Below are 26,656 nucleotides of genomic sequence, written 5' to 3'. Positions count from 1 at the left end.
GCTAAATGTCATATACAATATTGTTCAAACGCTCAATTGCTTCGGGGTCGTAGTGTGAATAGAAAACCGTTTGACCTTTATCCAGTGACTTGATTAGGTTCATGTCATCATCGGAAAGCCGGAAATCGAAAATGTCGAAATTCTGTTGCATACGTTCCTTGTGCAAAGATTTGGGAATGCAGACAATCCCCCTTTGAATAAGCCAGCGTAAGGCAACTTGAGGTATTGATTTTCCATATTTCTCTCCTATGTTTTTTAGAGTATCGTTTTGGAAGAAGCCGTTTTTCCCTTCTACAAATGCTCCCCAAGATTGAAGCTGTACACCTTTGCCCAGCATTAGTTTCTGGTATTCGTTGTGCTGCCAAAATATATGTGTTTCTATTTGGTTGACGGCAGGAACTATTCTGTTATGCTGAACCAAATCCACAAGGCGGTCAGGGAAGAAGTTGCACACTCCGATGGCACGTATTTTACCATCTTCATAAAGTTCCTCTAAAGCTCTCCATGCGCCATAATAATCACCCAGTGGCTTATGGATAAGGTAAAGGTCTAGATAATCTAACCCCAATCGTTCGAGCGAACGATGGAATGCACGTTTTGCACTCTCATAGCCGGCGTCTTGAATCCAAAGTTTGGTAGTTATAAACAGTTCTTTGCGTGGAATATCACTATTCCTGATAGCTGCTCCAACGGCTTTTTCATTCATATATGCCGCAGCAGTATCAATCAGCCGATAACCGACTTTTAGGGCATCCGTAACACATCTTTCGCAATCTTCGGGGGCAATCTGATAGACACCGAATCCCAATAAAGGCATTTCAATCCCGTTGTTTAATTTTGTAAACTCCATAATTATTAATTATTTGATTTGTAATTACTTGAAAAAATGGTGATAAACGATAATAATGTGAAGATGAAGCCGATTAGCATGGCTGTGTGGCAAATAGCAACCATATCTGCTGTATGGGTTGTACAAGCTACCATTACAGAAAGCCCGACAGAGCATCCTATCTGATGTGCCGCATTGACCACCCCGGATGCCGCTCCTGAGTCTTTAGGTCGTACTTCTTGTATTCCAAGATTTGTAAGAGGGCTCATCACCAATCCCTGCCCAAATCCAATCAATATCATCGGTATGCCTATTCCCAGCCAATAACCGCTCGTAGTATTTAAATAAAGCATGCCTATAAATCCGGTTAGCATCAATACAAAACCCCCGAACAGAGTTCTTTTATCTCCCCAGCGCCTTACTGCCCGTGGAACCTCTATTGCACCCCAAAAAGTAAATAGGGTTAAAGGAAAAAACGCAATACCCACCCATAAGGGCGAAAACATAAAAACCTCTTGTAGATATTCAGACACGAAGAAATAAAATCCCATCATCGCTCCGGCAAATAATATGCGGGCTATGTTGGCACAAGTGCGGGACTTGTTGAACAGACGCAAAGGCATAATGGGAGCTGTGGCTTTTGATTCAATTCGCATGAACAGAAAAAGGGAAATGCAGGAAACTATCAGCCATAGCCATATATTGCTTGCCCCATTAATGGCATAGACAAAGCTGAAAATGCCTATGACGGAAGCAATCGTTCCATAAATGTCAAAATACCCCTTGGAATGTTTTTTGTTATTTTTATTAAGCATTTTCATTGAAACAATAAGCATGAACACAATAAGTGGAAGATAAATAAAAAATCCATATCTCCAAGAAAAGAAACTGGCTAAAGTTCCACCCATAACCAAACCTATGCACATGCCTAAACCGGAAATAGAACTGTACCACGCTATTGCTTTTACACGTTCTTCGCCAGTGAAGTAGTCCATAATCAAAGCCAGTGAAGTAGGTGCGAGAATAGAAGCACCCACTCCTTGAATAAATCGGGAGAGAATCAATATTGTTGCAGATGTAGCGATTCCTGCAAATAGTGAACCAATTCCGAAAAGCAAGAGTGATAGGTTCAAGATAACTCGCCTACCGAAAGCATCGCTCAATCGCCCGCCCAATAGCATGAAACATCCCCAAGCCAATACATATGAATTCTGCACCCATGACAACACAGATTGGTTTAAATCCAAATCTTTAGCCATGTTCTCCAATCCTGTAATGACTATCGCCCCATTGATGGCAGTTGCCAAATAGCTTAACAATACAATGGTCAATATGAATTTCTTTTTTATCTCCATATTCTTATTCTTTTTTCGGGTGCAAAATTAGGGTGTATCAGGCTTGTAGTCGGTGCAAATACTACGGATAGAATTATAAATTTTATCGGTACAAGGTGGAAATTCTGTATTTCAATGCCTGTATTGACTGGAAATAAATACCTTTGCTTTAGAATTTTGCAATAAACGATGATGAAAATAGCAGAAATAAAGAATATACGGCAATATTGTGATATGATTGGGGCGGAAACATTACATCCATTAGTTAATGTCGTGGATTTCGCAGCACTTCCACCTATCCGTTATATCAATTTGCATCGGAGAGTAGAGTATTATGCCATTTATTTAAAAGAAAGCAAGCATACGGCTTTAAGGTATGGGCATAGCGTGTACGACTATGAAGAAGGTACACTCGTTTTCATAGCTCCCGGTCAAGTGGTCGGTTCAGAAGAAGATGGTGAATATCATCAAGTAAAAGGGTATGCGTTGCTGTTCCAACCTGATTTGTTGCAAGGCACTGAATTGGCACAGAACATGAGGCGTTATTCTTATTTCTCTTACGACATTCACGAAGCATTGCACCTGACGGAGCAGGAAAGGTCAATTTTTGTAGATTGTCTGATACACATACAAAATGAATTGCGGCATTATGATGAGCAAAGCAAATATTTGATTACTGACTACATTAAGTTGGTTCTTGATTTTTGCGTTCGCTTTTACGACAGGCAATTCAAGACACGAACAATAGAGAATAATAATGTCTTAGCTCGGATGGAAAAATTGCTTGATGATTATTTCCTTTCTTCCTTGCCTGTGCAGAAGGGATTGCCTACCGTGCAATACTGTGCCGATAAGCTATGCCTTTCCGCTAATTATTTGGGCGACCTTGTTCGGAAAGAAACCGGAATCTCTGCTTTGAAGCATATTCATCGCAAAACATTGGAAATAGTAAAGTTACGATTAGATGACCAGTCCAAATCTATTAATCAGGTTTCAGAACAGTTAGGCTTCTCTTCTCCGCAACACTTTAATAGTTGGTTCAAAAAAATGGAGGGAAAAACGCCCAATGAATATAGGGTACAGGGGTATTAAAAAGATTAGTTGAATAAGTTTAGTCTATTCTTTTGCCTATATATCCAAAACGGACTAAACCTATTTCTATTGACAGCAAATTATATATGCTGGCGAAAAGAAAAAAAATAGTATTTTTCTTTTCGCCAGTTTTACTTTTATGGTTAGGGGGCATTTGTTACCTTTGCACATGAAGCCCACCACAAAGCGATTTCTTCGTTTTTTTTGTTACTATTTTGTTACCCACTGTTAGTAATAGGTGGGCTTTTGTTTTGATAATCAATATTGTATGCTGTCGTATATATAATATGTGGCAAAATATCATTAATAGTTGGCAATTGTGGAAGAAAAGAAAGCGAGAAGAGAATCAATAAAGCAGATACTTCTTTCTCGTCTCCCGATAAGCCTGTAATTCTTTTTTCCAACTATTTCGAATAGTTTCTTCAGATTCTCCTCTGAGAATAGCTTTGCGCACCGTGTCGGTTCCCATAAGTAAATCAAACCATCGGGGGCGGGAAAAGAATCCGGCTCCTTCACCTGATATTTGATAAAAACGTAGGAAGTAGTAAAGGGTAAAACCATTAGTATCCGTGTTGTTCCGTAGGTCTTCTCCGTAGCAGGCTATTCCTTTGTGTAATGGATTCTTGTCGAATCTGGGCAGGGAACGAGGAGTGAAAACGAAACTGCCATATTTTTTATTGGGTGCACCTAATACCTGAAAAGGAAAGGTTGTTCCCCGTCCTACGCTGATGCGGGTTGCCTCAAAAGGACAAAGTGATGCATACAAACGAATAGACTGGTCATTGGGCAGATTAGGAGAAGGTTTAATCGGAAGCGAATAGGGCTCTCCATGTTTCCAGCCTGTCATTGGAATTACTTTTAATAAGCAGGCGTTTTTTTTGTTGGCAATCCATCCTTCTCCGTTTATCATTTGTGCCAGCTCGCCTATGGTACATCCATGAAGTATAGGAATGGGAAGCATACCAACAAAACTCCGATAGGGGGATTTGAGTACCGGACCGTCTACATAGTCGCAGGGGTTAGGCCGATCTAGTACGAGCATTTCTTTTCTGTTTTCTGCACAAGCCTCCATGACATAGTACATTGTACTGATATAGGTATAAAAGCGCGCTCCTACATCTTGGATATCAAACAAGATGACATCAATGTCTTTTAATTGACCAGCGGTAGGCTTCTTATTATTGCCATAAAGTGAAATAATAGGGATACCGGTGCGTAGGTCCTTTCCATCCTTTACTGTTTCGCCCGCATCCGTATTGCCACGAAAACCGTGTTCGGGGGCAAATACTTTCACTATTCTTATATCCAACTTTAATAAGGTGTCGAGCAAATGAGTCTGTTCTATTCCTACAATAGAAGTGTGATTGACTACCATTCCGACACGTTTGCCTTGAATAAGTGATAAGTATTGTGCGATACGTTCTGCACCGGTTGTTATCTTACTGTGGGTATATCCTGAAGGGGATATAGCGAGTAGAAAAAAAAGAATGAGCAAAGTTCTAGCTTGCATGTCGGCATTTTTTTGTAATATTGCACAAAAATATTAATTTCTCATCAAGAGAACAAAAAAACGACACATGAATCCATACGAAATCATTGATAAGTATTATCCGGAGAATACGGAACAGCGACAAATCTTAGTAATACACAGCCTTTCAGTGTCAGGAAAGGCTATGAAGATGCTAGATGCACATCCGGAATTGCATTTGAACCGGAGTTTTGTGAAAGAGGCCGCTCTTTTGCATGATATCGGTATCTTTCAGACAGATGCTCCGTCCATTCGATGTTTCGGTACTCATCCTTATATCGCTCATGGATATTTAGGAGCTGAAATTTTGCGTGCTGAAGGTTTTCCTCAACATGCGTTAGTTTGCGAACGCCATACAGGGGCCGGTCTTTCCTTGCAGGATATTATTGATCAGCAACTTCCGATTCCTCACCGTGAGATGCTTCCTGTCACATTGGAAGAGCAATTGATTTGTTTTGCGGATAAGTTCTTTTCTAAGACTCATTTGGATGAGGAAAAGACGGTGGAGAAAGCACGGAATAGCATTGCAAAATATGGTGAAGAAGGGCTAAACCGTTTTGACAGATGGTGCTCTCTTTTTTTATAGCACTAAAAAATAATTAAATAACGGAGATTCTAACTCATAATTGGTGAAGTTTGTGTACTTTTGCCACTTCAAGCGTAAACTATTAGTTAATGGCGCCATTGAAAGCAAGAATACTTATATCATTTATACTGCTGATTGTCTTACTGATGCTTCCCGATGAGGCTACGTCTCAACGTCGAAGGAGAGGAATGATTACCTCCAATACTGCACAAAAAGATTCACTACAAGGAAGCGATTCGTTGAAGGCAGATACGGTTACGGTACGCATTGATTCTATAGCACCTGTTAAGAAGAAGCAACCGCTCGATGCACCGGTTGTTTATGAATCCAACGACTCCACTGTTTTTACATTGGGAGGATCGGCCACACTTTATGGTAGTGGAAAAGTGAACTACCAGAATATAGAGTTAGCTGCGGAGGTTATCTCGATGAATCTTGACAGCAGTACGGTTCATGCATACGGTATTAAAGATTCTACCGGAGTGGAGAAAGGTAAACCGGTCTTCAAGGAAGGGGATACTTCTTATGATACGGAGACTATCCGCTATAATTTCAAAACTAAAAAAGCCGGGATTACCGATATTGTCACTCAGCAAGGTGAAGGTTATGTGACCGGAAGCAAAGCTAAGAAAGGGGCCAATGATGAAATCTTTATGGAACACGGTCGCTATACTACTTGCGATCATCATGATCATCCTCACTTCTATATGCAGCTGACTCGTGCAAAAGTGCGTCCTAAAAAGAATGTGGTGACAGGACCTGCTTATCTGGTAGTGGAAGATGTTCCTTTGCCATTGGCTGTACCGTTTTTTTTCTTTCCGTTTTCTAGTAGTTATTCATCCGGTTTTATAATGCCGACTTACATGGACGACTCCAGTCGTGGTTTCGGTTTGGCTAACGGAGGATATTATTTTGCTATCAGTGATATTATGGATTTGAAGATGACGGGAGATATCTTTACAAAAGGTTCATGGAGGCTTTCCGGGTTGACAAATTATAATAAACGCTATAAATATTCCGGAACGTTGCAGGCAGATTATCAGGTCACCAAAACGGGTGACAAGGGGATGCCGGACTATGCGGTATCTAAAGACTTTAAAATTGTCTGGAATCATCGTCAAGACGCTAAAGCCAGTCCGAACAGTACTTTCTCGGCCAGTGTAAATTTCTCGACCAGTAGTTACGAACGTTCTAATATCAACAACCTCTACAACTCTCAGTTGCTGACTCAGAATACGAAAACATCAAGTATCAGTTATTCACGTAGTTTTCCCGATATCGGCCTGACGCTTTCCGGGACGACCAATATCGCTCAGACAATGCGTGATTCTTCTATTGCGGTAACCTTGCCCGACCTTAATATAACATTGAGCCGTCTGTTTCCATTCAAACGTAAGAAGGCTGCGGGAGCCGAACGTTGGTATGAAAAGATATCCATTAGTTATACCGGACGTCTGACAAACAGTATTCGTACAAAGGATGACCGCTTGTTCAAAGCAGGTCTGAGCGAATGGGAAAATGCAATGAATCATAATATTCCTATCAGTGCTACTTTTACATTGTTTAAGTATTTGCAGGTTTCTCCTTCAGTCAATTATACGGAACGTTGGTATACCCGTAAAATTAATCAGCAGTATAATGAAGTGGACCACAGATTGGAGTCGTTGCCGGGTGATACGTTGAACGGTTTCTACCGAGTGTCTAACTATTCGGCAAGTTTGAGCTTGAGCACGAAGCTTTACGGTATGTATAAACCTCTTTTCGCAAAGAAGAAAGAAATACAAATCCGTCACGTATTTACTCCGCAAGTGAGTTTGAGCGGTGCTCCGGGATTCAGTAAATATTGGGAAGAATACACAGACTATAATGGTAACACGCAATATTATTCACCTTTCACCGGACAGCCTTACGGTGTGCCTTCGCGTGAAGGTTCGGGTACGGTTAGTTTCTCTATTTCCAATAATCTGGAAATGAAGTATTATGATGCAAAGAAAGATACACTGAAAAAGGTGAGCTTAATTGATGAATTTGGAGCGAGTATGTCTTATAATATGGCAGCCAAAGAACGGCCATGGAGTGATTTGAGTATGAATCTCCGTTTGAAACTGACCAAGAATTATACGTTCAATATGAATGCGTCATTCGCTACTTATGCCTACACGTTCGATAAAAATGGTAATGTGGTTACCGGCAATCGTACAGAATGGTCTTATGGTCGTTTCGGACGTTTTCAAGGCTATGGATCTTCTTTTAATTATACTTTCAACAACGATACCTGGAAGAAATGGTTCGGACCGAAAGAGGAACAGGGGAAGGATAAGAAAAAAGGAGACGAGGAGGATGAAGATTCAGACGGGAGCGATGAAGAAGAGGCTACAACTAAGAAAGTAGAGAAAGCCGCGGCTGATGCGGATGGTTATCAAGTGTTTAAAATGCCGTGGTCATTAAGTCTTAGTTACTCATTTAATATTCGTGAGGATAGATCGAAGCCGATTAATCGTCATTCAATGAGATATCCTTATACCTACACACATAATATCAATGCGAATGGAAATGTGAAGATCTCCAATAATTGGTCGCTCTCATTCAATTCCGGTTATGATTTTCAGGCAAAAGAAATTACGCAGACCTCTTGTACTATCACACGTGATTTGCACTGTTTCAACTTGTCTGCCAGTCTTTCGCCTTTCGGACGTTGGAAATACTACAATGTGACAATCCGTGCGAACGCAAGTATCTTGCAAGACTTGAAGTATGAGCAGAGAAGCCAAACTCAAAGTAATATTCAATGGTACTAAAATAGATGAATATATAAAAAGTGGCGGCATTTTTCTTTCGTAATAAATGCCGCCACTTTTTATATATTATTGCAAACTTTCTACCAGATAATTTCTGTTTTTCCGTGTGCCTTCAAATAATCGTTTGCCCGGCTGAAATGTTTGTTGCCGAAAAAACCATTGTAAGCAGAAAGGGGAGAAGGGTGTGCTGATGTGAGTACTAAATGTTTGTTGCGGTCGATAAAAGCCCCTTTCTTTTGTGCGTATGATCCCCACAAGATAAATACGATATTTTCTCTATTTTCTGCTAACGTGCGGATGGCTGCGTCAGTAAAGACTTCCCATCCCCGATTTTGGTGTGAACCGGCTTGATGAGCTCGCACAGTTAGGGTAGCATTGAGGAGCAGAACTCCTTGCTCGGCCCAACGTGTTAAGTTACCCGTAGCAGGTGCATCGGTACCAAGGTCCGCTTTAATCTCTTTGAAGATATTTACCAATGAAGGAGGGAAAGGAATTCCGTCATTTACGGAAAAACAGAGACCATGTGCTTGACCGGGACCATGATAAGGATCTTGCCCTATAATTACAACTTTCACTTTGTCGAAAGGACAAAGGTTGAAAGCATTGAAAATCAGTCTTCCCGGAGGAAATATCTGATATTGACTATATTCGCTTCTGACGAAATCTGTTAATGTCCGAAAGTAGTCTTTGTCGAATTCAGGTGCTAAATGTGCTTTCCAGCTTTCTTCAATTTGTACGTTCATGATAATTATATAAGGTGAATTTCTAGTTCTTCGCATTCCTTGCGCATATCTTCAGGCCAAATACTGGCTTGTATCTCTCCGATATGGGCTTTACGAAGGTAAAACATACACAAGCGAGATTGACCGATACCTCCACCGATGGATAATGGAAGTGTGTCGTTCATCAAACGTTTATGGAAATAAAGTTCCAGTCTTTTCTCTTCTTTTTCTTCTTTTAATTGTCGTTGTAGAGCCTCCTTGTCTACACGTATACCCATTGATGATAATTCGATGGAACGTTGCAGTACGTCGTCCCACAGAAGAAGGTCACCGTTTAATCCGGGTAAATTATTCAGTCCGATTGTTGTATAATCATCGTAATCCGGTGCGCGTCCGTCATGTTTTTTACCATCACTCAATTTGCATCCTATACCAATGATGAATACAGCACCGTATTTTTGGCAGATGGCATGCTCACGGCATTTAGGTTCCAAGTTAGGATAGAGTTGGCGTAACTCCTCTGAATGAATAAAATGCAGCTTTTGTGGTAAACAAGGTTTAATTTGGGGATACATTTCGTATACCATATATTCGGTGCGAATCATGGCTGCATAAATACGGTTTACGATTTCTTTTAGGAAGTGTATGTTTCTGTCTTCATCAGTGATAACGCGTTCCCAGTCCCATTGATCCACATATAGAGAATGTAGATTACCCAATTCTTCATCTGAGCGAATTGCATTCATATCCGTATAAATGCCATATCCCGGTTCAATGTGGTAATCAGCTAAAGTTAGTCTTTTCCATTTGGCCAATGAATGAACTACTTCTGCCTGTGCGTCTCCCAAGTCTTTGATGGGGAAAGAGACAGGACGTTCAATTCCATTTAAGTCATCATTGATACCCATTCCTTTTAATACAAACAAGGGGGCTGTAACACGTCTGAGACGTAATTCAGATGATAGATTTAATTGGAAGAACTCTTTTATTTGTTTAATTCCCAGCTCGGTCTGTTTGAGGTCGAGTAGTGGTTTATAGTTCTTAGGTTTTATCAAGTAACTCATAGGTTTGTTGAATGTTAATTGTCGGCAAAGATAGGAATAAAATTGATATATGTAATGGTAAATCTCTAAAAGATTGTCAAATTGATAAAGTATATGCTCTAAATCATTTCAAAATAACAAACTCTTAATAAGATGGATTGCCTTAAGAACTATAAAAAAAGGAGAAACATTAGGAAGATGAGAAGATTTTTTATACTTTTGCTTCGCATTAAAAAAATGGCCTCGTAGCTTAGTGAATAGAGCGTCAGATTCCGGTTCTGAAGGTCGTGCGTTTGAATCGCACCGGGGTCACGAAAAAATCCCTTGATAATCAGTAGATTGTTGAGGGATTCCTTTTGTTTAGTGGTGTCGTTTAAGAGTGGATTCATAATGTAGAATAGTATATAATCAGCACTCTTGTTTCCTAATAGTTTCCTAATTTATAATGAACTAATATGGACTTAATCTTGTCTAATATGTCTTATTGTTGATCTATTGTTGACCTTAAATTCATATTTAATCGTAAACTCCGAAGACTGAATTTACTTCTCTTCCATATTGATTTCATACCTCTTCTTTCATGAATCGGTACCATCTTTTACTTTATACTTGCATAATTTAGTTCAAATTATACAAATAAGTTGTTTAATACAATCGGTATTTCCGTAGAAAATATTATTTTTGCAATGATGATAATTTGTATTAACCCTAGATTTTGCTTATTATGGAAGAAGCTGGAAAAAAGAAATGGTCTAGTATTGTGTTGATTGTTGGAGCTATCATCTTTATCGTTCTTTTAATTTATTTTACAGTAATCTCAAGTATTAATCTGTAAACAAGCCAATTATGAGAATTGAAAATTAGAGCCTGGACATGACGGATAATTCCTATGTCCAGGCTTTAATTTGAGATTTTAGCTTCTTGAAATCTGAAGTCCTTTATCGGAAAGAGACATTTCTACAAAGCGGGCACGTGGATTTGGAGCCTCTTCAGTCAGAATCCGACGAATCAGTCCTGCGGCTTGTGGATCTTTGGCTACCATATACAGATAGCCACCACCACCTGCACCCGGCAGTTTATATCCTAACGTATAATCTTTGATCTTTTCGATAATGGCAGCTACTGCCGGTGGATTTGTTCCACAATCCAATGCTTGGTTCTGTATCCAAGTTTTGCCCACCAGATTGCCGAAATTAGTGAAATTACTACGGAGGATAGCTTCGCTCATATCCATAGCGTGTGCTTTCATTTCCGCCAATAGACTCAGATGTGTGCCTGAATTAAGGAACATGGAACTGACTATTTCTGCCAGAATACCTTTGGCTGTGCGGGTGATTCCCGTGTAATATAATAAGTGGCAGTCACGATAGTCAGGATGAACAAATAGCTGGTCGGGCAGCCATCGTACCAATGGATTCTGTTCGAAACCTGCTTCGGATTGAAGTAGCTTGACACCAGAGAAGACACCGCCGTATTGATCCTGCCATCCGCCTCCTGTGGTCAATAACTGTTCCAATACAAGTGTGTAACTGCAAATCTCGTTTTTATCCCAAGCCAGTCCGCAGAAGTCATTGATTGCTCCGAGTACGGTAGAAGCCAAAATAGAACTTGTTCCCAAACCTGAACCGGCAGGAATCGCTGCTAATAACGTTATTTCAAGGCCCGAACCAAAAGCTTTCAATTGCTCTTCCAGTGAGGTGTAACGTTCGGCAGAGAATGCGGGAGCGAAACCTGCCAAAGTAAGAGCGGCTTTGGGGATAGAAAACGGAGAACCTACTTTCTTGTAGTCTTGCAGTTCATCATAATTACTTATGACCTCCATAGCTCCCATATCTATAGAACGAAGAACAATATGGAACTCCTTGCACGGTTTTACATATACCTGTAAGGGTGGCTGACCGTTTAATTCAATGGCGAGATTGACAACACTTCCTCCCGAATAAAGAGAATAAGGAGGTGTATCCGTCCATCCTCCTGCCATGTCAATTCGTACAGGGCTGCGCCCCCATACGATTTGATCGGAATAAACGCTGAGTGTCGGATGATTTTTTCGTGCGGACATTGCTCCTAGTAAACCATCGCGGAGAAGTTGGAAAGCTGCTTGTTCTTCTTTCTGCCATTCGCCGTTTCCACGTAATTTCATAATCCGTGCACGGAGCATTCGGTTATGTACCCGTACCATTGGAGCCGCATCTTCTTTCAAAATGTCGGGAGTTTCCAAGTCTAAATGTACAAACTCGTTGGCAGCATCCTGTAAATCGAGCTGATAGAAAACACTTTTCTCATAATTAGCTGCCAAGCCTTTCCAATTCTCACACCGATAATTGCGACGTTGGGTGTAAAGACGTTTGAGATTGGCATTTGCCGAGATTTCATCAGCAGAAACTTTCACGGATTTCTTCCAAAGTTCTTTCCCTTTTTCCAATTGTGGCTCCGATGTCATCCACCGGAGTACTATTCCTAATTCCTCAATGGAATTGGTTCTTGGGAAGATAGCAGCCGATTGTAAGTCGTCCGTCCGGCCTTCGATTGTTTCCCAGTCAAGTCCTCTTTCTTGCATCCACTGTGAAAAAGGGATATTGAGATACACAGTCGTTTCATTGTTCAGAGCTCCCTTGAATATGTCATCCAATCCATACGGGCGTGCTATAAAATCATGTTCACCGATAGGGATGATATCGATGCAGACATTGTCAGGAAGAGTTATATTCCAATGGTTTTCAGGAACTCCCGTTATGATTTGGCGTGATCCCAGTTTCCATTCTTTTCCCACATGGCTGTTTTCGATCCACAAATTAGCATTGTTGGCGGAAAGAGATACCTGTGTGATGGAATTCTGAATGAAAATAGCCGGATTCGGTTTTACTTTACGGTGCATGATTTTCCGTTGGTCGCGTACCTTATCCTGTATGGTCAAAGTAGAAGATATCAATTCGTGGCTTGTGCCGTAATGATAAAATTCTCCACCGGGCAGTGGCAGGATTGCTACCGATAAGCGGTTGATTTCTTCATCTTTCGTTTTAGGGTGTTTTCCCAAAGCCAGGCCGTAGTCCGAATATAAGTCATAATAGTTAATATCGCTCGTTCCACTTTTTAATGACCGTTTCATTAATACTTCAATGGCACGGTCGCTTAAAATCCAGATACCGATATCCATCAAGAAGAGATGTGTCTTCGACAGCCTTTCCAAGTCTTCGAGAGAAGGCTTCTGTAACATGAAATCAAGAATCTCCGGACTTTCCCGATTAGAAACAAACACACCGTGATGTGTTGCTAATGAAGGATTTACCCATAAACCGTAACATACCACGTCTGCATTCGGAATGTCTTGTAGTGGCTTTTCCGAACGGATATATACATCGCCGCTCGCTATCAAAGTATTCAGCCCGTCGGGAGCTTGTTTCATGATTCTTTCATATAGCGGCAGTTGCAGCGACAGCAGGTTCTGTCCTAGCTTTTGTCCCCGTTCCCAACTGAAGATTGGGATCGGAGTCAGTATCTTGCCGGAAGGACCGTAGCTTGGCAGGCGACGGCTTTGTCCGCCCGCATGGAGTAATATTCTTTTCTCTCGTCCTATCCAATCACTGAAAGGAACTTGTGGAGCAAATTCCTGATGACAGGCTTGCAGTAGCCATGTGGTTCCACCACCGGAGCCTAATTTGCTTCCGACAGGATCAGACGTGCAAAACCAATCGGTACGATTCACTCCTTCCAGTTCATGAAAGCAATGAATTAAATTTGGGGGTAAAGACAATAACTTTTGCATAGTGGAATTGGTGTTAACTTAGATCGAATCTAGGTGAATTAAGCAGTTGTCCCATTCATCGCATAAGGCTTGCATGGAAGGAAACAATAAATCAGCTCCGGAATCCAGCAAAACCTGACCATCTAGCGGACCTGTATTAACGGCGATAGTGAATATGCCAGCTTTATGTCCGGCTTCCACTCCTAAAGGAGCGTTTTCTATAACTACGGCTTCGTCGGCTTTCAGTCCGCCTTTTTTAAGAGCCATCAAATAAGGTTCCGGATTTGGTTTCCCATATTTCACATCAAAAGCTGTTACCATCAGTTCTTTATGAAACATTCCGGGAAAGTTGTGTTCCAGCCGTTCGAGCAGAGACAACTGTCCGGAGCCTGTCACTACCATAGGAACCAGTCCTTCATTTTTTATTTTTTGCAGCAACTCCCATGCGCCGGGCATCCGCTCGGCTTCTGTGTAAGAATTGAATAAGACACTCTTCTCTTGATAGATACTTTCTATTTCTTCCTGTGTTGCCTCCCTACCCAATTCGCGTTGGAATACAATATTGATAGTAGCGGCTCCCGTTCGTCCTTCGTGCATATAAGCTTCTTCGCGACTAAGAGTAAGTCCATGCGATTTCATTACATTATGCCAAGCTTCAGAGTGGTAAGGCATAGAGTTAAAGAGCACACCGTCCATATCGAATAGGACAGCTTTTATCTTTTTCTGAGACATATCTAAATATCTATTAATTAGTTTTGAAGCACAAAGTTACACATTTTTTGCTATTTAGAAGATAATATGTATTTTTGTAGCATTATAAAATTAGACGATAGCATGAAAAAGAGAGTATTATTACTGCTACCATTGTTTCTAGGCGCCTGCTCCGATGGCGGGGAGAGTCCCATCATTAAAATAGAGAAGCTATCTGTTAAGGTTGATTCTGACAATAATAGCGTTGAAGGAGAAGACTATGCCAATAAGATGGATAATTTGCCGACTCTGAAAGTGGGGGATGAGGTGGAAGCTCTTTTACTTTTGGACGGTAACGGAGCTGAATTAAAAACATTCAAACTTCAGAATGATGAAGAATTGGCTACTAAGCTTATTTATAAAGAGGAGGAAGTTTCGACTGAGGGAAATCTGACGGATGAAGATAAAGGGCAACTGCGTTTCAAAGACGGCGTGACACAAAGTCAGGTTATAGTTCGAGCTACCATCGAACACGTTGATGAGAACGGTGACGTGAAATTGGAATTTTATCTTTCCTCCAAAGCTGAGTGTGAAGGAGCTGAAGAAGTCATCGGACTGAAAACAACGAATGAAAAAGAAAATTGATAGCTGATTGCAGTTTATTGGTTTAAACACAGAATTAACGCAGATTCTCGCAAAGGAACCTTCTTATAAAGAAGCCTGATCTGCGAAAATCTGCGTTAATTCGCATTTAAATAATATTACTTACAGTCTTGCCTGAATCGCTTTAGATTCTTCTTCATAACCCGGCTTGTTCAGCAAAGCAAACATATTCTTTTTGTATGCTTCCACACCCGGTTGGTTGAAAGGATTGACGCCTAGCAGATAGCCACTGATACCACAAGCCTTTTCAAAGAAATAAAGCAGACCGCCGATATTGTACTCGGTCAGTTCCGGAAGAACGATACGCATATTAGGTACACCGCCGTCAACATGAGCCAATTGAGTACCCAATTCCGCCATTTTGTTTACTTCATCCACGCGCTTGCCGGCTAAGAAGTTCAAGCCATCCAGATTTGCTTCGTCAGAAGGAACTTCCAGTTTATGATTTACCTTCTCTACTGAGATTACAGTTTCGAAGATAGAACGTTCACCTTCCTGAATCCATTGGCCCATAGAGTGAAGGTCAGTTGAAAAATCCACCGATGCAGGGAAAATACCTTTATTATCTTTTCCTTCAGATTCCCCGTAAAGTTGTTTCCACCATTCGCTCACATAGTGCAATTTCGGGCAGAAGTTAACGAGAATTTCAATCTTCTTGCCATTTCTGTATAACTCGTTACGGGTCGCGGCATAGATAGCAGCAGGATTTTCAGCAAAAGCAACGTCAGAACCACATGCCTTTTCCATATCGGCAGCACCGGCAACCAGTTTCTCAATGTCGAATCCGGCAACTGCAATCGGCAGTAAACCTACCGGAGTCAGTACAGAAAAACGTCCGCCCACGTTATCGGGGATGATGAACGTTTTATATCCTTCCTTGTCGGCTGTGACACGGGCAGCACCCTTTTTTGCGTCCGTAACGGCAACGATTACTTTCTTGGCAGTTTCTTTACCGCGTTGGTCTTCACATTGTTTTTTCAGCAAACGGAAAGCGAGTGCTGTTTCAGTTGTAGTTCCTGATTTGGAGATATTAATGACACCGAACTTCTTGTCTTTCAGATATTCAGTGAGTTCATACAAATAATCTTCGCTGATATTATGTCCGGCATAAATCATGATCGGATCAGCCTTCTTATTCTGCAACCAGGTAAAGCTGTTGGACAGAGCCTCGATGACGGCACGTGCTCCCAAGTAGCTACCACCGATACCGGCAACGATTACTACCTCGCAGTTATCTCTCAAAACCTTTGCAGTAGCATTTAAGTCAGCCAGGTGTTCTTTAGTGATAGAAGAAGGCAAGTGCAACCATCCTAAAAAGTCATTACCTTTGCCTGTTCCTTTTTCAAGCATTTCCTGTGCGGCTTTAACCTCAGCTTCGTAAGCAGAAACTTTTTCTTTGGAGATAAATCCAAATGTCTTTTCAATGTTCAAGTTTATCATATCGTTTTTGTTTATAAGGTTATCTAAAAGAATCAGTTAATAATTTAATCTCGATCATGGGCGAGATACGCTCGTACAGGATGTTGTAAACAGCGTCCAATATCGGCATATTGACATGATGATGTTTGTTGATTTCCTTGATACACTTCGTACCATAGTAACCTTCCGCAATCATTTCCATTTCAATCTGTGCACTCTTCACGGAATATCCTTTGCCTATCATCGTGCCGAATGTACGGTTACGGCTGAAATTGGAATAACCGGTCACCAGCAAGTCCCCCAGATAAACAGATTCATCTACGTTTCTGTTCAACGGGTGTACCGTGTTTAGAAAACGGTTCATTTCCTGTATGGCGTTGGAAATCAACACAGCTTGAAAGTTGTCACCATATTTCAACCCACTGCAAATACCGGCAGCAATGGCATATACATTTTTCAGCACCGAACTGTATTCGATACCCGAAACGTCGTCGCTGACCGAGGTTTTGATAAAACTACTTCCCAATCTGCGCGCAAAGATACGTGCCTTATCCTTGTCGGGACAAGCGATGGTTAGATAAGAAAGACGTTCCAAAGCCACTTCTTCCGCGTGGCAGGGACCTGCCAGCACAGCGATGTTTTCAGATGGTACGCCATATTCCTTAGTGAAGTATTCGGACACGATAACATTGTCGTCGGGTACGATTCCTTTGATAGCGGTAATGATAAATTTATCTTTAATCTTGGTTTTCAGCTTTTTCAAGTGTGCCTTCAGATAAGGGGAAGGAGTGACGAAGATTAGTGTATCCGATTCTTTCACAATATCGTTGATATTGGAACTGAAAGAGATACGTTTGGTATCGAATTTCACTCCTGTTAGATAGGCCGGATTATGCCCTAATCTCTTGAAATCTGCGATGCGGTCGTCGCGTCGCATATACCAATTGATAGAGTCTTCTTGAGCCAGACACATCTTTGCGATGGCTGTAGCCCAACTTCCTCCGCCCATTATCGCTATCTTGCCGGGTAATTTCATTTCTAATTGAAAGTTGAAAGTGGAAAGTTGAAAGTTAAGACTTGAAAATGTTATTCATATAACAACTTTCAACTCTCAACTCTCAACTTATTTAAGTTTGTTAATCCACTCAGTTACGTCGTTTACCGACGGATTGGTAAGCTCTAATTTATATTTTTTGTTGATACCGCAGATGTCTTGGTGCAGTTTCTGCGGATTCACATCTTTCATGTCGTCTACTGTGTTGTAACCGGCTTTCTGGATAACCGGCACCCAGTCTTCTGCGATTCCCAGTTCCATATATTTAGCGGCCGCATCCTTCTTCACAACCTTTTCCGGACGCATTTGCGGGAAGAACAATACTTCCTGAATAGTAGTCTGTCCGGTCATCAGCATTACCAGACGGTCTATACCGATACCGATACCCGATGTCGGAGGCATACCGTACTGCAAAGCACGCAGGAAATCCTGGTCGATGATCATCGCTTCGTCATCACCCTTGTCGGCAAGACGCATCTGCTCTTTGAAGCGTTCTTCCTGATCCAGCGGGTCGTTCAATTCGGAATAAGCGTTTGCCAACTCCTTGCCGTTGACCATCAATTCGAAACGTTCGGTCAATCCTGGTTTAGAACGGTGCATCTTAGTCAACGGAGACATCTCAACCGGATAATCAGTGATGAAAGTAGGCTGGATATATGTACCTTCACAGAACTCTCCGAAGATTTCATCAATCAGTTTGCCTTTTCCCATTGTCTCGTCGATTTCCTCCATTTTCAGTTCCTTGCAAACCTGGCGGATTTCCTCTTCATTCTTACCGTTCAGGTCGTATCCTGTTTTTTCTTTGATAGCGTCGAGGATAGGCAGACGGCGATAAGGAGCTTTGAAGCTGATCGTTTTTCCGTCAACAACACTTTCCGTACAACCGTTTACAGCGATACAGATACGTTCCAGCAACTTCTCGGTAAAATTCATCATCCAGTTGTAATCCTTGTATTGCACGTAAAGTTCCATACAAGTAAATTCCGGATTATGAGTTTTGTCCATACCTTCGTTACGGAAGTTCTTACCTATCTCATATACACCTTCAAAACCACCTACGATCAGTCGTTTCAGATAAAGTTCCGTAGCGATGCGGAGATATAAGTCTATATCCAATGAGTTGTGATGTGTGATGAACGGACGTGCGCTTGCTCCACCGGCAATAGATTGCAGGATCGGAGTTTCCACCTCTGTATATCCGGCTTCGTCCAAAGCGTTACGCAGCGTTTTCACTACGGTTGCGCGCTTCAGGAATGTTTCTTTGATGCCGTCGTTTACCACCAGATCCACATAACGTTGGCGATAACGGAGTTCGGGGTCTTCAAAAGAGTCGTATGCTACTCCGTCTTTGTATTTTACGATAGGTAGCGGTTTAATAGACTTGGCGAGTACGGTCAACTTCTTTGCATGGATACTGATTTCACCCATTTGTGTACGGAATACGAAGCCCTCGATACCGATAAAGTCACCTAAGTCGAGCAGGCGTTTGAACACAGCGTTGTAAAGTTCCTTATCTTCTCCCGGACAGATATCATCACGGGTGATATACACCTGGATGCGGCCCTTCGAGTCCTGCAATTCGATGAAAGAAGCTTTACCCATTACGCGGCGGCTCATGATACGGCCGGCTACGGAAACCTGGCGCGGCTCCTCGTCGTCTTTGAATTCAGCTTTGATATCTGTAGAGAAAGCATTGGTTACATACTCTGCTGCGGGGTACGGATCGATACCCATTGCACGAAGCTCATTCAGGCTGTTACGGCGAATGATTTCCTGTTCACTTAGTTCTAATATATTCATTTCGTTACGTATTAACTCAATTTTGGAGGCAAAAATACGAAACTTTTCTCATATATCCTGTAATCCGTCTCTTTTTTGTATCTTTGCCGCTTCAAACTAATAGGTATGACAGGACAAAAGACACCCACTGCGCTGGGTACGGAAAAGATTGGGAAGCTTTTAATGCAGTATGCCATTCCGGCAATTATAGCCATGACGGCATCTTCTCTTTATAATATGGTAGACAGTATTTTCATCGGTCACGGTGTGGGGGCAATGGCGATCTCCGGGTTGGCGCTGACCTTTCCACTGATGAATCTTGCCGCAGCTTTCGGTTCGTTGGTCGGTGTGGGAGCGGCGACACTTGTTTCGGTGAAACTGGGACAGAAAGATTACGATACGGCCCAACGGGTGCTCGGCAACGTACTGATTTTAAATATTATAATCGGGCTTGCCTTTACGGTGGTTACTTTGATATTTCTTGACCCGATTCTCTATTTCTTCGGCGGCAGTGATGCGACGGTAGGTTACGCCCGCGATTATATGGTCGTTATCTTGTTAGGTAATGTCATTACCCATCTTTATCTAGGTTTGAATGCTGTGCTCCGTTCAGCAGGCCATCCTCAAAAAGCGATGTATGCCACGATTGCTACGGTAATCATCAATACGATACTCGATCCGGTCTTTATCTATGGTTTTGGCTGGGGGATTCAGGGAGCGGCTGTGGCTACCATTACCGCGCAGGTTATCGCGTTGGCATGGCAATTTAAATTATTCTCCAACAAAGAAGAATTGCTGCATTTTCATAAAGGGATTTTCCGGTTACGAAAGAAGATTGTTGTAGATTCGCTTGCCATCGGTATGGCACCGTTCTTGATGAACCTGGCGGCTTGCTTTATTGTCATCCTGATAAATCAAGGATTGCAGCGTCACGGAGGTGACCTTGCCATCGGGGCGTTCGGAATTGTGAACCGGCTGGTGTTCCTTTTCGTAATGATTGTGATGGGCTTGAATCAGGGAATGCAACCGATTGCAGGTTATAATTATGGAGCCAAGCAATATCTTCGTGTGACGAAAGTGCTGAAAATAACGATTTATGCCGCTACCATAGTGACAACTGCCGGATTTCTGATGGGAATGTTGATTCCCAAACTCGCCGTTTCCATTTTTACAACGCATGAAGAACTGGTTGATATTTCTGCCAAAGGGTTGCGAATCGTCGTGATGTTCTTCCCGATTGTCGGTTTTCAGATGGTGACTTCCAATTTCTTCCAGAGTATCGGAATGGCAGGCAAGGCAATCTTTTTGTCAATATCCCGTCAAGTGCTCATTCTGATCCCCTGCCTGTTGATTCTTCCACAGTTTTACGGACAATTGGGTGTCTGGATCAGTATGCCGGTTTCCGATATCACAGCCAGTCTGATAGCAGGAACAATGCTGTGGTGGCAGTTCCGGCAGTTTAAAATCCGGGAAAAATCATAATGGACTAGAAAATACGCCAAATCGGACAAAAATTGTCCCGATGCCCCTTTGTCGTCTTGCTCGTTTGAGATACATTTGTGGAAAACAAATTGCAATCTAAAATATGAGACGATTCAACTTATTATTAGCAGGAATTTTAGCCGTTCTATCGGCTTCCTGTGGTCATCGTACGCAGGGTACGGAGGACAGGCCGACAGTAAAAATCGATACAGTACTTTCTGCCGATGAGCAGACATCATTGCAATTTCCGGGTAGGGTGAAGGCTGCGCAGGATATAAGTCTGGCTTTCCGGGTGAGCGGGACTATTTTACGTATGCATGTCAATGACGGTTCTTATGTACGTAAAGGCCAGCTGCTTGCCGAGTTAGACCCTACCGATTACCAGATTCAACTGGATGCGGCGGAAGCCGAATATCAACGTGTGAAAGCGGAGGCCGGACGTGTGATGGCACTTTATAAAGAAAATGTGACGACACCCGATGCCAATGACAAGGCTGTGTATGGATTGAAACAGATTACCGCCAAATATAATCATGCCAAAGACCAATTGGAGTATACCCGTCTGTATGCTCCTTTCAACGGTTATGTGCAAAAACGCCTTTTCGATTCACATGAGACGCTTGCTGCCGGTATGCCGGTGGTGTCAATGATTAGCGAAGGCAAGCCGGAAGTGGAAATTAATCTTCCGGCTGCGGAGTATATACGCCGGGAACAGTTTACAAGCTACCATTGTACGTTTGATATTTACTCCGGACAGCAATATTCATTGAATCTGATAAGCGTCACTCCCAAAGCAAATGCCAATCAATTGTATACCATGCGCCTGCAACTGGAAAGAACGGGCGGACAACCTCTTCCTTCTCCCGGCATGAATACGATGGTCACCATTGAACGTACTGAAAACGGGCAACGAAATTTATCTGTACCTACAGGTGCGGTTTTGCATGAAAAGGGAAATACGAGTGTTTTCCTGTATAATTCTTCTACGCAGACTATTCACCGTTGCAGTGTGACGATGACCCGTTTGCTCAGCGACGGACGTTGCCTGGTCACTTCGGATGAAATAAAGCCCGGAGCACTGGTTGTGGCGTCGGGTGTGCATCATGTGAAAGATGGCGAAAAGGTGGAACCTCTTTTACCCGCTTCTGAAACCAATGTAGGAGGATTATTATGATAGATATAAGTAAGTGGGCATTTGAAAACAAGAAGCTTATTTACTTCTTGATTGCCGTGCTAGTGCTTGGCGGAGCTTATTCGAGCTATGAAATGAGTAAACTTGAAGATCCTGAGGTGACGGTGAAAATCGCTATGGTAGTAACTGTCTATCCCGGAGCTTCTGCGCATCAGGTAGAGTTGGAGGTGACTGATGTGCTTGAGAAGAATATCCGCACGATGGGAAACATAGATAATGTGGAAAGTTACTCTTACAATGACCTCTCCCTGATTCAAGTGGAACTGAAAACTACGGTCGGTGAAGACGACGTGGAACAATGTTGGGATTTGTTGCGCCGAAAAGTAGCGAACGCGCAGGCGGAACTGCCCGCAGGTGCCGATCCTCCTTTGGTGAAGGATGATTTTGGAAATGTTTACGGAATGTTTTATGCTTTGACGGGTGACGGCCTTTCGGATAGGGAACTATCCGATTATGCGGAGCTTATCAAACGGGAGGTCAGCGAACTCGACGGAGTGGAGCGGGTGGATTTGTATGGAGAGCGTTCGGAGTGTATCAATATCTCTCTGTTGCAAGACCGCATGGCGAATCTGGGTGTGAAACCTGCGGAGGTGCTTGCTACGCTGAACGGGCAGAATAAGACTACTTATACCGGATATTATGATAATGGCGATAACCGTATCCGTGTGACGGTCAGTGACAAGTTTAAGACGGTGGAGGATATCGGACGTATGCTGATTCAGGGACATGATGACGACCAGTTGCGTCTGAGTGATATAGCCCGCATCGAAAAAGATTATGAAAATCCCACTCGCAATGAATTGTTTTACGACCGTCAACGAGCTATGGGAATTCTGATTGCCGCTTCTTCGGGGTCGGATATTATCAAGATAGGTAAAGGAGTAGAGCGTAAACTGGAGCAGTTGAAGGCGGAACGGCTTCCGACAGGAGTCGATTGTCACAAGGTGTTCTACCAGCCGGAACGTGTTTCCGGTTCATTAGGGACATTTATTATCAATCTGATAGAATCCGTCATCATTGTGGTTGTCATCTTGATGATAGCAATGGGATTTAAGAGCGGGATGATTATCGGTATCAGTCTGGTAGTGACGGTGTTCGGCTCTTTCCTGTTCCTGTATTTTATGGATGGTACGATGCAACGTGTTTCTTTGGCTTCGTTTATCCTCGCTATGGGGATGCTGGTAGATAACGCGATAGTCATTATCGATGGCATTTTGGTGGATTTGAAAGCGGGTAAAAGCCGGATGGAAGCAATGACAGCTATCGGGCGACAGACTGCAATGCCCTTACTTGGAGCTACTCTGATTGCGATTATTGCTTTTCTCCCTATCTTTATGTCGCCCGATACTGCCGGAGTCTATACAAGAGATCTGTTTATAGTGCTGGCTGTTTCATTATTGCTGAGTTGGGTGCTTGCTTTGGTGCATGTGCCTTTGATGGCGGACCGCATTCTGCATCCGGGAATTGCGGATAAAGAGACGGATGCCGGAAAACGTGTTTACGAAGGGAAGATATATGCAGTATTGCGTTCCTTATTAAGATTCAGCCTGTCACATCGCTGGAGTTTCGTTTTTGCTATGTTGGCATTGGTAGTACTTTCCGCTTTCAGCTACCGTTTTATGCGGCAGGGATTTTTCCCGGATATGGTGTACGACCAACTTTATATGGAGTATAAATTGCCGGAAGGAACTAATTTCACGCGTGTCACGAGCGACCTGGAAGAGATTGAAGCTTACTTGAAAACCCGTCCGGAGATTACGCATGTCACGGCTTCCGTAGGAGGAACGCCCGGACGTTATAATCTGGTACGTAATATAGCCAATCCCTCTCTGTCCTATGGTGAACTGATTATCGACTTCACTTCTCCCGAAGACCTGGTGGATAATATGCCCGAAATTCAACAATATCTCTCGGCGCATTATCCGGACGCTTATGTGAAGTTGAACCGTTATAACCTGATGTTTAAAAAGTATCCCATTGAGGCGCAGTTTACAGGCCCGGATCCTGCTGTGCTGCATCAATTGGCGGACAGTGCCCGGTGTATTATGGAACAAAGTCCCGATGTGTATCTTATAACCACTGACTGGGAACCGCAGATACCGGTGCTGACCATCGAGTACGACCAGCCTACCGCCCGTGCTATCGGGCTGAGTCGCAATGATGTGAGTCTTTCCCTGCTTTCGGCTACGAGTGGGATTCCGATAGGTTCATTTTACGAAGGAATCCATCGGGATAATATTTACCTTCGTTGCCTGGACGAACAAGGCAGACCGATTGAGAATCTTGATAATACCCAAATCTTTTCGTCTCTTCCCTCACTGAACGGTCTGTTGACGCAGGAGATGATGATGAAGTTGAAAACAGGTACGCTGTCAAAGGAAGAGTTGGTGGAAACGCTGATGGGGACTACTCCGTTGAAACAGATAAGTAAGAAGATTGATGTGAGATGGGAAGACCCGGTGGTTCCCCGTTTCAACGGACAGCGTAGCCAACGGGTGCAATGTTCTCCCGTTCCGGGAATAGAAACGGAGAAAGCCCGCCAGTCTGTGGCGGAACAAATAGAGCAAATTCCGTTGCCGGACGGATATAAGCTGCAATGGCAGGGAGAAAGGAATGCCAGCACGAAATCCATGCAATATTTGTTCAAGAATTTTCCGTTTGCCATCATTCTGATGATTGCCATATTGATTATGCTGTTCAAGGATTATCGCAAGCCGACCATCATATTTTGTTGTATTCCTTTGGTTTTTGTCGGTGTAGTGGCTGTAATGCTGCTTACCGGGAAAACATTCAATTTTGTAGCGATTGTCGGAACTTTGGGGCTGATTGGAATGATTATTAAGAATGGTATTGTGCTGATGGATGAAATCACACTGCAGATCAGTCAGGGGATAGAACCGGTTACGGCTTTGATTGATAGTGCGCAAAGCCGTCTGCGTCCGGTGATGATGGCCTCGCTGACTACGATTCTGGGTATGATTCCGTTGTTGCCGGATGCAATGTTCGGTTCTCTGGCGGCTTCCATTATGGGAGGATTGTTGTTCGGTACATTGATAACGTTGTTGTTTATACCTATTTTATATGCTCTGTTCTTTCATATAAAATATTCCGGTCATTCCTAAGGAATGTCCAGAATATTGGTGATAATTCTGACTTGTCGGGGAGTGAACGTGCGTGTTCGCGGATGGTAACCGGTTTCTGTCAATAAACGGAATAACTCTTTGTTCATTTTAATCCATTTGGTGAATATACGTATGGCACAACGTGGGGTGATGCTTGGGCTGTACATACAGGCTAATTCCTTTTTTGTATAGGATTTGAAAATGAACGGTTTTTCTTCTTCGATTGATAATTCCATTTTTATAGTTTTTATTATTAGAAGTTGTAAATATACAAAATTATAGGGCGTTTGTCAAGGGATTAATAGAATAATGTGGAAGAGAGTGTCATTTTACTATTCATTGTGACACTCTCTTCATGCCTCAAAGAGGGCAGGGGTTATTCTCCCGGATCGGGAGCTTCTCCATCCCCTTTGTCCGGATTTACCGGTTCATCCGGTACCATAGAACCATCAGCGGAGACAATCATCTTTTGGACACTGACTTTGTTCAACATCTCTTTAAATTTATATCCTGGGGTAAAGATGATTTTCACTCTTCGGATAGTATCGCTATCCACATCTTTGGCGGTATCCTGACTATCACAATTCAGACTGGGACGAAAGCAGCCAAAATCACCTAATTGGACTGATATACCTTTATTCAGGTTCATATTCAGCGTATCAATGAGTGCGTCGAGCACAAATTTGACAGCTCCACTGGGTACTAATCCGACTTTGGTAATTTCATCACACAGATTTCTGAAATCCAACGTATTGGTGATTACATTCTGCGCTACATACTTTTCGGTTTTAGTCTTGTCAAAACCGAATGTTCTTTTTTTAATAACATATTTCAGTGACATAATTTTGTTTTTTTTAATTAATACTTTTGGTTATCGTTTCTCTTTCTTTGTGATCACGATGCAAAGATATAACAGTCACTTACCGGTGAGGTGCTTTAATGGTGCTCAATGAATGCAGATTGGTTTAGACTTGTGTATACGCTTAATTTTCCGACTCCTTCTTTACGGATAACTCCATCGCTGATGAATGAATTTAATTCTTGGATAGCAATCTTCTTATTCCGTCCGGTTAAGAGGGAATAGTCTGTCCGGCTGATAAATAAATGATTCTCCAAATATTTGTTGAGACGTGCAAGGCAGGTTTCCCGGCTAATGCTATTTCTTTTGGGACGGATCGGTGATTCGCCACGCTGTAATCTCATTTTGTCACTGACCTCCTTTTTGAATGAACGGCTTGCGCGAAGATGGATGTTTTTCATTTTAATAGAGGTGGAGCGGATTTCTTTTTTATCTTTTACCGGTGGGCATTCCAGCGATGTGGATAGGAAACCGAAATTTCCTATTTCTACATTCCAGCCCTCCGCCAGCAAATCTCTGGCTTCATTGGAAAAAGATTCCATTGCACCTGTCAGCAGGCTGCGGCTGATTCCTGTGAATTTATGCACACGGTCCAGAAATTCGTCTTTACTTATTGTTCCTTTGGATACAATACGGGCATGTAACGGCTGTTTCTCCTGTTTGTTAGGACTGGGAGTTTCAAATAAATCATATATTGCACTCATATACTGATGTCTGTT

20 protein-coding genes and 1 tRNA gene are annotated in these 26,656 nt (G+C 42.5%); 8 read left to right on the top strand and 13 right to left on the bottom strand.

The genetic code is table 11. The features are described from left to right. Nucleotide 1: 1 nt before the first annotated feature. Complete coding sequence (locus ACNOGP_RS21935; protein ID WP_418213736.1) at nucleotides 2–850, bottom strand: aldo/keto reductase; 849 nt, start codon at nucleotides 848–850, stop codon at nucleotides 2–4. A gap of 5 nt (nucleotides 851–855) precedes the next feature. Beyond that, on the bottom strand, nucleotides 856–2,184 hold the full coding sequence (locus ACNOGP_RS21930; protein WP_418213735.1) for an MFS transporter: 1,329 nt from the start codon (nucleotides 2,182–2,184) through the stop codon (nucleotides 856–858). Nucleotides 2,185–2,352: 168 nt separating this feature from the next. Between ACNOGP_RS21930 and ACNOGP_RS21925 the strand changes: the two genes are divergently transcribed. Continuing rightward, nucleotides 2,353–3,255, top strand: a complete 903-nt coding sequence (locus ACNOGP_RS21925) for a helix-turn-helix domain-containing protein (RefSeq protein WP_418213734.1) — start codon at nucleotides 2,353–2,355, stop codon at nucleotides 3,253–3,255. A 346-nt stretch (nucleotides 3,256–3,601) separates the two neighbouring features. On the opposite strand, the gene ACNOGP_RS21920 is transcribed toward ACNOGP_RS21925, so the two are convergent. Beyond that, nucleotides 3,602–4,765, bottom strand: coding sequence for an exo-beta-N-acetylmuramidase NamZ domain-containing protein (locus ACNOGP_RS21920; protein ID WP_418213733.1), 1,164 nt, complete (start codon nucleotides 4,763–4,765; stop codon nucleotides 3,602–3,604). 67 nt (nucleotides 4,766–4,832) lie between these two features. On the opposite strand from ACNOGP_RS21920, the gene ACNOGP_RS21915 reads away from it, so the two are divergent. After that, on the top strand, nucleotides 4,833–5,369 hold the full coding sequence (locus ACNOGP_RS21915) for an HDIG domain-containing metalloprotein (protein ID WP_195475026.1): 537 nt from the start codon (nucleotides 4,833–4,835) through the stop codon (nucleotides 5,367–5,369). 89 nt (nucleotides 5,370–5,458) lie between these two features. Then, nucleotides 5,459–8,167, top strand: coding sequence for a putative LPS assembly protein LptD (locus tag ACNOGP_RS21910; RefSeq protein ID WP_007767018.1), 2,709 nt, complete (start codon nucleotides 5,459–5,461; stop codon nucleotides 8,165–8,167). 80 nt (nucleotides 8,168–8,247) lie between these two features. On the opposite strand, the gene ung is transcribed toward ACNOGP_RS21910, so the two are convergent. Together ung and asnA are read right to left on the bottom strand one after the other, a co-directional pair. Continuing rightward, nucleotides 8,248–8,910: a uracil-DNA glycosylase gene (gene ung, locus ACNOGP_RS21905; RefSeq protein ID WP_418213732.1), complete on the bottom strand. Its 663-nt coding sequence runs from the start codon at nucleotides 8,908–8,910 to the stop codon at nucleotides 8,248–8,250. A 5-nt stretch (nucleotides 8,911–8,915) separates the two neighbouring features. After that, entirely contained in the window at nucleotides 8,916–9,953 is a 1,038-nt protein-coding gene (asnA, locus tag ACNOGP_RS21900) for an aspartate--ammonia ligase (protein ID WP_143864966.1), read from the bottom strand. A 218-nt stretch (nucleotides 9,954–10,171) separates the two neighbouring features. Between asnA and ACNOGP_RS21895 the strand changes: the two genes are divergently transcribed. Beyond that, nucleotides 10,172–10,244 (top strand) — tRNA-Arg (locus ACNOGP_RS21895). Nucleotides 10,245–10,845: 601 nt separating this feature from the next. Here the strand turns inward: ACNOGP_RS21895 and ACNOGP_RS21890 are convergent. Both ACNOGP_RS21890 and ACNOGP_RS21885 read right to left on the bottom strand, forming a co-directional pair. Then, nucleotides 10,846–13,698, bottom strand: a complete 2,853-nt coding sequence (locus ACNOGP_RS21890) for a bifunctional fucokinase/fucose-1-phosphate guanylyltransferase (protein ID WP_418213731.1) — start codon at nucleotides 13,696–13,698, stop codon at nucleotides 10,846–10,848. Nucleotides 13,699–13,716: 18 nt separating this feature from the next. Then, nucleotides 13,717–14,409, bottom strand: a complete 693-nt coding sequence (locus ACNOGP_RS21885) for an HAD family hydrolase (RefSeq protein WP_007767008.1) — start codon at nucleotides 14,407–14,409, stop codon at nucleotides 13,717–13,719. Between the two features lie 102 nt (nucleotides 14,410–14,511). Here ACNOGP_RS21885 and ACNOGP_RS21880 point away from each other — a divergent pair, with 102 nt between their 5' ends. Continuing rightward, nucleotides 14,512–15,012: a DUF5035 domain-containing protein gene (locus tag ACNOGP_RS21880; protein WP_032839490.1), complete on the top strand. Its 501-nt coding sequence runs from the start codon at nucleotides 14,512–14,514 to the stop codon at nucleotides 15,010–15,012. A 120-nt stretch (nucleotides 15,013–15,132) separates the two neighbouring features. Here ACNOGP_RS21880 and ACNOGP_RS21875 read toward each other — a convergent pair whose 3' ends face one another. From ACNOGP_RS21875 to lysS, 3 genes are all read right to left on the bottom strand, one after another. Next, the gene (locus ACNOGP_RS21875; RefSeq protein WP_007751853.1) at nucleotides 15,133–16,470 is read right to left on the bottom strand and encodes a glucose-6-phosphate isomerase; all 1,338 of its coding nucleotides are present in this window, start codon (nucleotides 16,468–16,470) and stop codon (nucleotides 15,133–15,135) included. A gap of 19 nt (nucleotides 16,471–16,489) precedes the next feature. Beyond that, nucleotides 16,490–17,485 (bottom strand): NAD(P)H-dependent glycerol-3-phosphate dehydrogenase, encoded by a 996-nt coding sequence (locus ACNOGP_RS21870; protein ID WP_287663849.1) that lies wholly within the window; start codon nucleotides 17,483–17,485, stop codon nucleotides 16,490–16,492. An 87-nt stretch (nucleotides 17,486–17,572) separates the two neighbouring features. Then, nucleotides 17,573–19,303 carry a lysine--tRNA ligase gene (lysS, locus tag ACNOGP_RS21865; RefSeq protein WP_195475021.1) on the bottom strand — a complete coding sequence of 577 codons (1,731 nt, stop codon included), beginning with the start codon at nucleotides 19,301–19,303 and terminating at the stop codon, nucleotides 17,573–17,575. A 75-nt stretch (nucleotides 19,304–19,378) separates the two neighbouring features. Here lysS and ACNOGP_RS21860 point away from each other — a divergent pair, with 75 nt between their 5' ends. The 3 genes from ACNOGP_RS21860 to ACNOGP_RS21850 all read left to right on the top strand — a co-directional run bounded on the left by ACNOGP_RS21860 (nucleotide 19,379) and on the right by ACNOGP_RS21850 (nucleotide 25,078). After that, on the top strand, nucleotides 19,379–20,764 hold the full coding sequence (locus ACNOGP_RS21860) for an MATE family efflux transporter (RefSeq protein WP_418213730.1): 1,386 nt from the start codon (nucleotides 19,379–19,381) through the stop codon (nucleotides 20,762–20,764). A 103-nt stretch (nucleotides 20,765–20,867) separates the two neighbouring features. Then, a complete protein-coding gene (locus ACNOGP_RS21855; protein WP_143864972.1) occupies nucleotides 20,868–21,938 on the top strand; it encodes an efflux RND transporter periplasmic adaptor subunit in 1,071 nt (356 codons plus the stop codon). Next, nucleotides 21,935–25,078 (top strand): efflux RND transporter permease subunit, encoded by a 3,144-nt coding sequence (locus ACNOGP_RS21850; RefSeq protein WP_418213729.1) that lies wholly within the window; start codon nucleotides 21,935–21,937, stop codon nucleotides 25,076–25,078. The genes ACNOGP_RS21855 and ACNOGP_RS21850 overlap by 4 nt, the downstream gene beginning before the upstream one ends. On the opposite strand, the gene ACNOGP_RS21845 is transcribed toward ACNOGP_RS21850, so the two are convergent. The 3 genes from ACNOGP_RS21845 to ACNOGP_RS21835 all read right to left on the bottom strand — a co-directional run bounded on the left by ACNOGP_RS21845 (nucleotide 25,075) and on the right by ACNOGP_RS21835 (nucleotide 26,641). Then, nucleotides 25,075–25,314: a DUF4248 domain-containing protein gene (locus tag ACNOGP_RS21845; protein ID WP_418213728.1), complete on the bottom strand. Its 240-nt coding sequence runs from the start codon at nucleotides 25,312–25,314 to the stop codon at nucleotides 25,075–25,077. The genes ACNOGP_RS21850 and ACNOGP_RS21845 overlap by 4 nt on opposite strands. Nucleotides 25,315–25,454: 140 nt before the next feature. Then, a complete protein-coding gene (locus ACNOGP_RS21840) occupies nucleotides 25,455–25,919 on the bottom strand; it encodes an HU family DNA-binding protein (protein ID WP_195532663.1) in 465 nt (154 codons plus the stop codon). Between the two features lie 95 nt (nucleotides 25,920–26,014). Further along, nucleotides 26,015–26,641 carry a DNA-binding protein gene (locus ACNOGP_RS21835; RefSeq protein WP_195475019.1) on the bottom strand — a complete coding sequence of 209 codons (627 nt, stop codon included), beginning with the start codon at nucleotides 26,639–26,641 and terminating at the stop codon, nucleotides 26,015–26,017. Between the last annotated feature and the right edge of the window lie 15 nt (nucleotides 26,642–26,656).

Source organism: Bacteroides difficilis, assembly GCF_048319815.1.
GTDB lineage: Bacteria > Bacteroidota > Bacteroidia > Bacteroidales > Bacteroidaceae > Bacteroides > Bacteroides zhangwenhongii.
This window is presented reverse-complemented; position numbering and strand designations above follow the sequence as displayed.

What these genes read in the sequence shown, in the direction of transcription:
- ACNOGP_RS21935 (WP_418213736.1), bottom strand. Translation starts at nt 850, where the DNA reads ATGGAGTTTACAAAATTAAACAACGGGATTGAAATGCCTTTATTGGGA.
- ACNOGP_RS21930 (WP_418213735.1), bottom strand. Translation starts at nt 2,184, where the DNA reads ATGGAGATAAAAAAGAAATTCATATTGACCATTGTATTGTTAAGCTAT.
- ACNOGP_RS21925 (WP_418213734.1), top strand. Translation starts at nt 2,353, where the DNA reads ATGATGAAAATAGCAGAAATAAAGAATATACGGCAATATTGTGATATG.
- ACNOGP_RS21920 (WP_418213733.1), bottom strand. Translation starts at nt 4,765, where the DNA reads ATGCAAGCTAGAACTTTGCTCATTCTTTTTTTTCTACTCGCTATATCC.
- ACNOGP_RS21915 (WP_195475026.1), top strand. Translation starts at nt 4,833, where the DNA reads ATGAATCCATACGAAATCATTGATAAGTATTATCCGGAGAATACGGAA.
- ACNOGP_RS21910 (WP_007767018.1), top strand. Translation starts at nt 5,459, where the DNA reads ATGGCGCCATTGAAAGCAAGAATACTTATATCATTTATACTGCTGATT.
- ung (WP_418213732.1), bottom strand. Translation starts at nt 8,910, where the DNA reads ATGAACGTACAAATTGAAGAAAGCTGGAAAGCACATTTAGCACCTGAA.
- asnA (WP_143864966.1), bottom strand. Translation starts at nt 9,953, where the DNA reads ATGAGTTACTTGATAAAACCTAAGAACTATAAACCACTACTCGACCTC.
- ACNOGP_RS21890 (WP_418213731.1), bottom strand. Translation starts at nt 13,698, where the DNA reads ATGCAAAAGTTATTGTCTTTACCCCCAAATTTAATTCATTGCTTTCAT.
- ACNOGP_RS21885 (WP_007767008.1), bottom strand. Translation starts at nt 14,409, where the DNA reads ATGTCTCAGAAAAAGATAAAAGCTGTCCTATTCGATATGGACGGTGTG.
- ACNOGP_RS21880 (WP_032839490.1), top strand. Translation starts at nt 14,512, where the DNA reads ATGAAAAAGAGAGTATTATTACTGCTACCATTGTTTCTAGGCGCCTGC.
- ACNOGP_RS21875 (WP_007751853.1), bottom strand. Translation starts at nt 16,470, where the DNA reads ATGATAAACTTGAACATTGAAAAGACATTTGGATTTATCTCCAAAGAA.
- ACNOGP_RS21870 (WP_287663849.1), bottom strand. Translation starts at nt 17,485, where the DNA reads ATGAAATTACCCGGCAAGATAGCGATAATGGGCGGAGGAAGTTGGGCT.
- lysS (WP_195475021.1), bottom strand. Translation starts at nt 19,303, where the DNA reads ATGAATATATTAGAACTAAGTGAACAGGAAATCATTCGCCGTAACAGC.
- ACNOGP_RS21855 (WP_143864972.1), top strand. Translation starts at nt 20,868, where the DNA reads ATGAGACGATTCAACTTATTATTAGCAGGAATTTTAGCCGTTCTATCG.
- ACNOGP_RS21850 (WP_418213729.1), top strand. Translation starts at nt 21,935, where the DNA reads ATGATAGATATAAGTAAGTGGGCATTTGAAAACAAGAAGCTTATTTAC.
- ACNOGP_RS21845 (WP_418213728.1), bottom strand. Translation starts at nt 25,314, where the DNA reads ATGGAATTATCAATCGAAGAAGAAAAACCGTTCATTTTCAAATCCTAT.
- ACNOGP_RS21840 (WP_195532663.1), bottom strand. Translation starts at nt 25,919, where the DNA reads ATGTCACTGAAATATGTTATTAAAAAAAGAACATTCGGTTTTGACAAG.
- ACNOGP_RS21835 (WP_195475019.1), bottom strand. Translation starts at nt 26,641, where the DNA reads ATGAGTGCAATATATGATTTATTTGAAACTCCCAGTCCTAACAAACAG.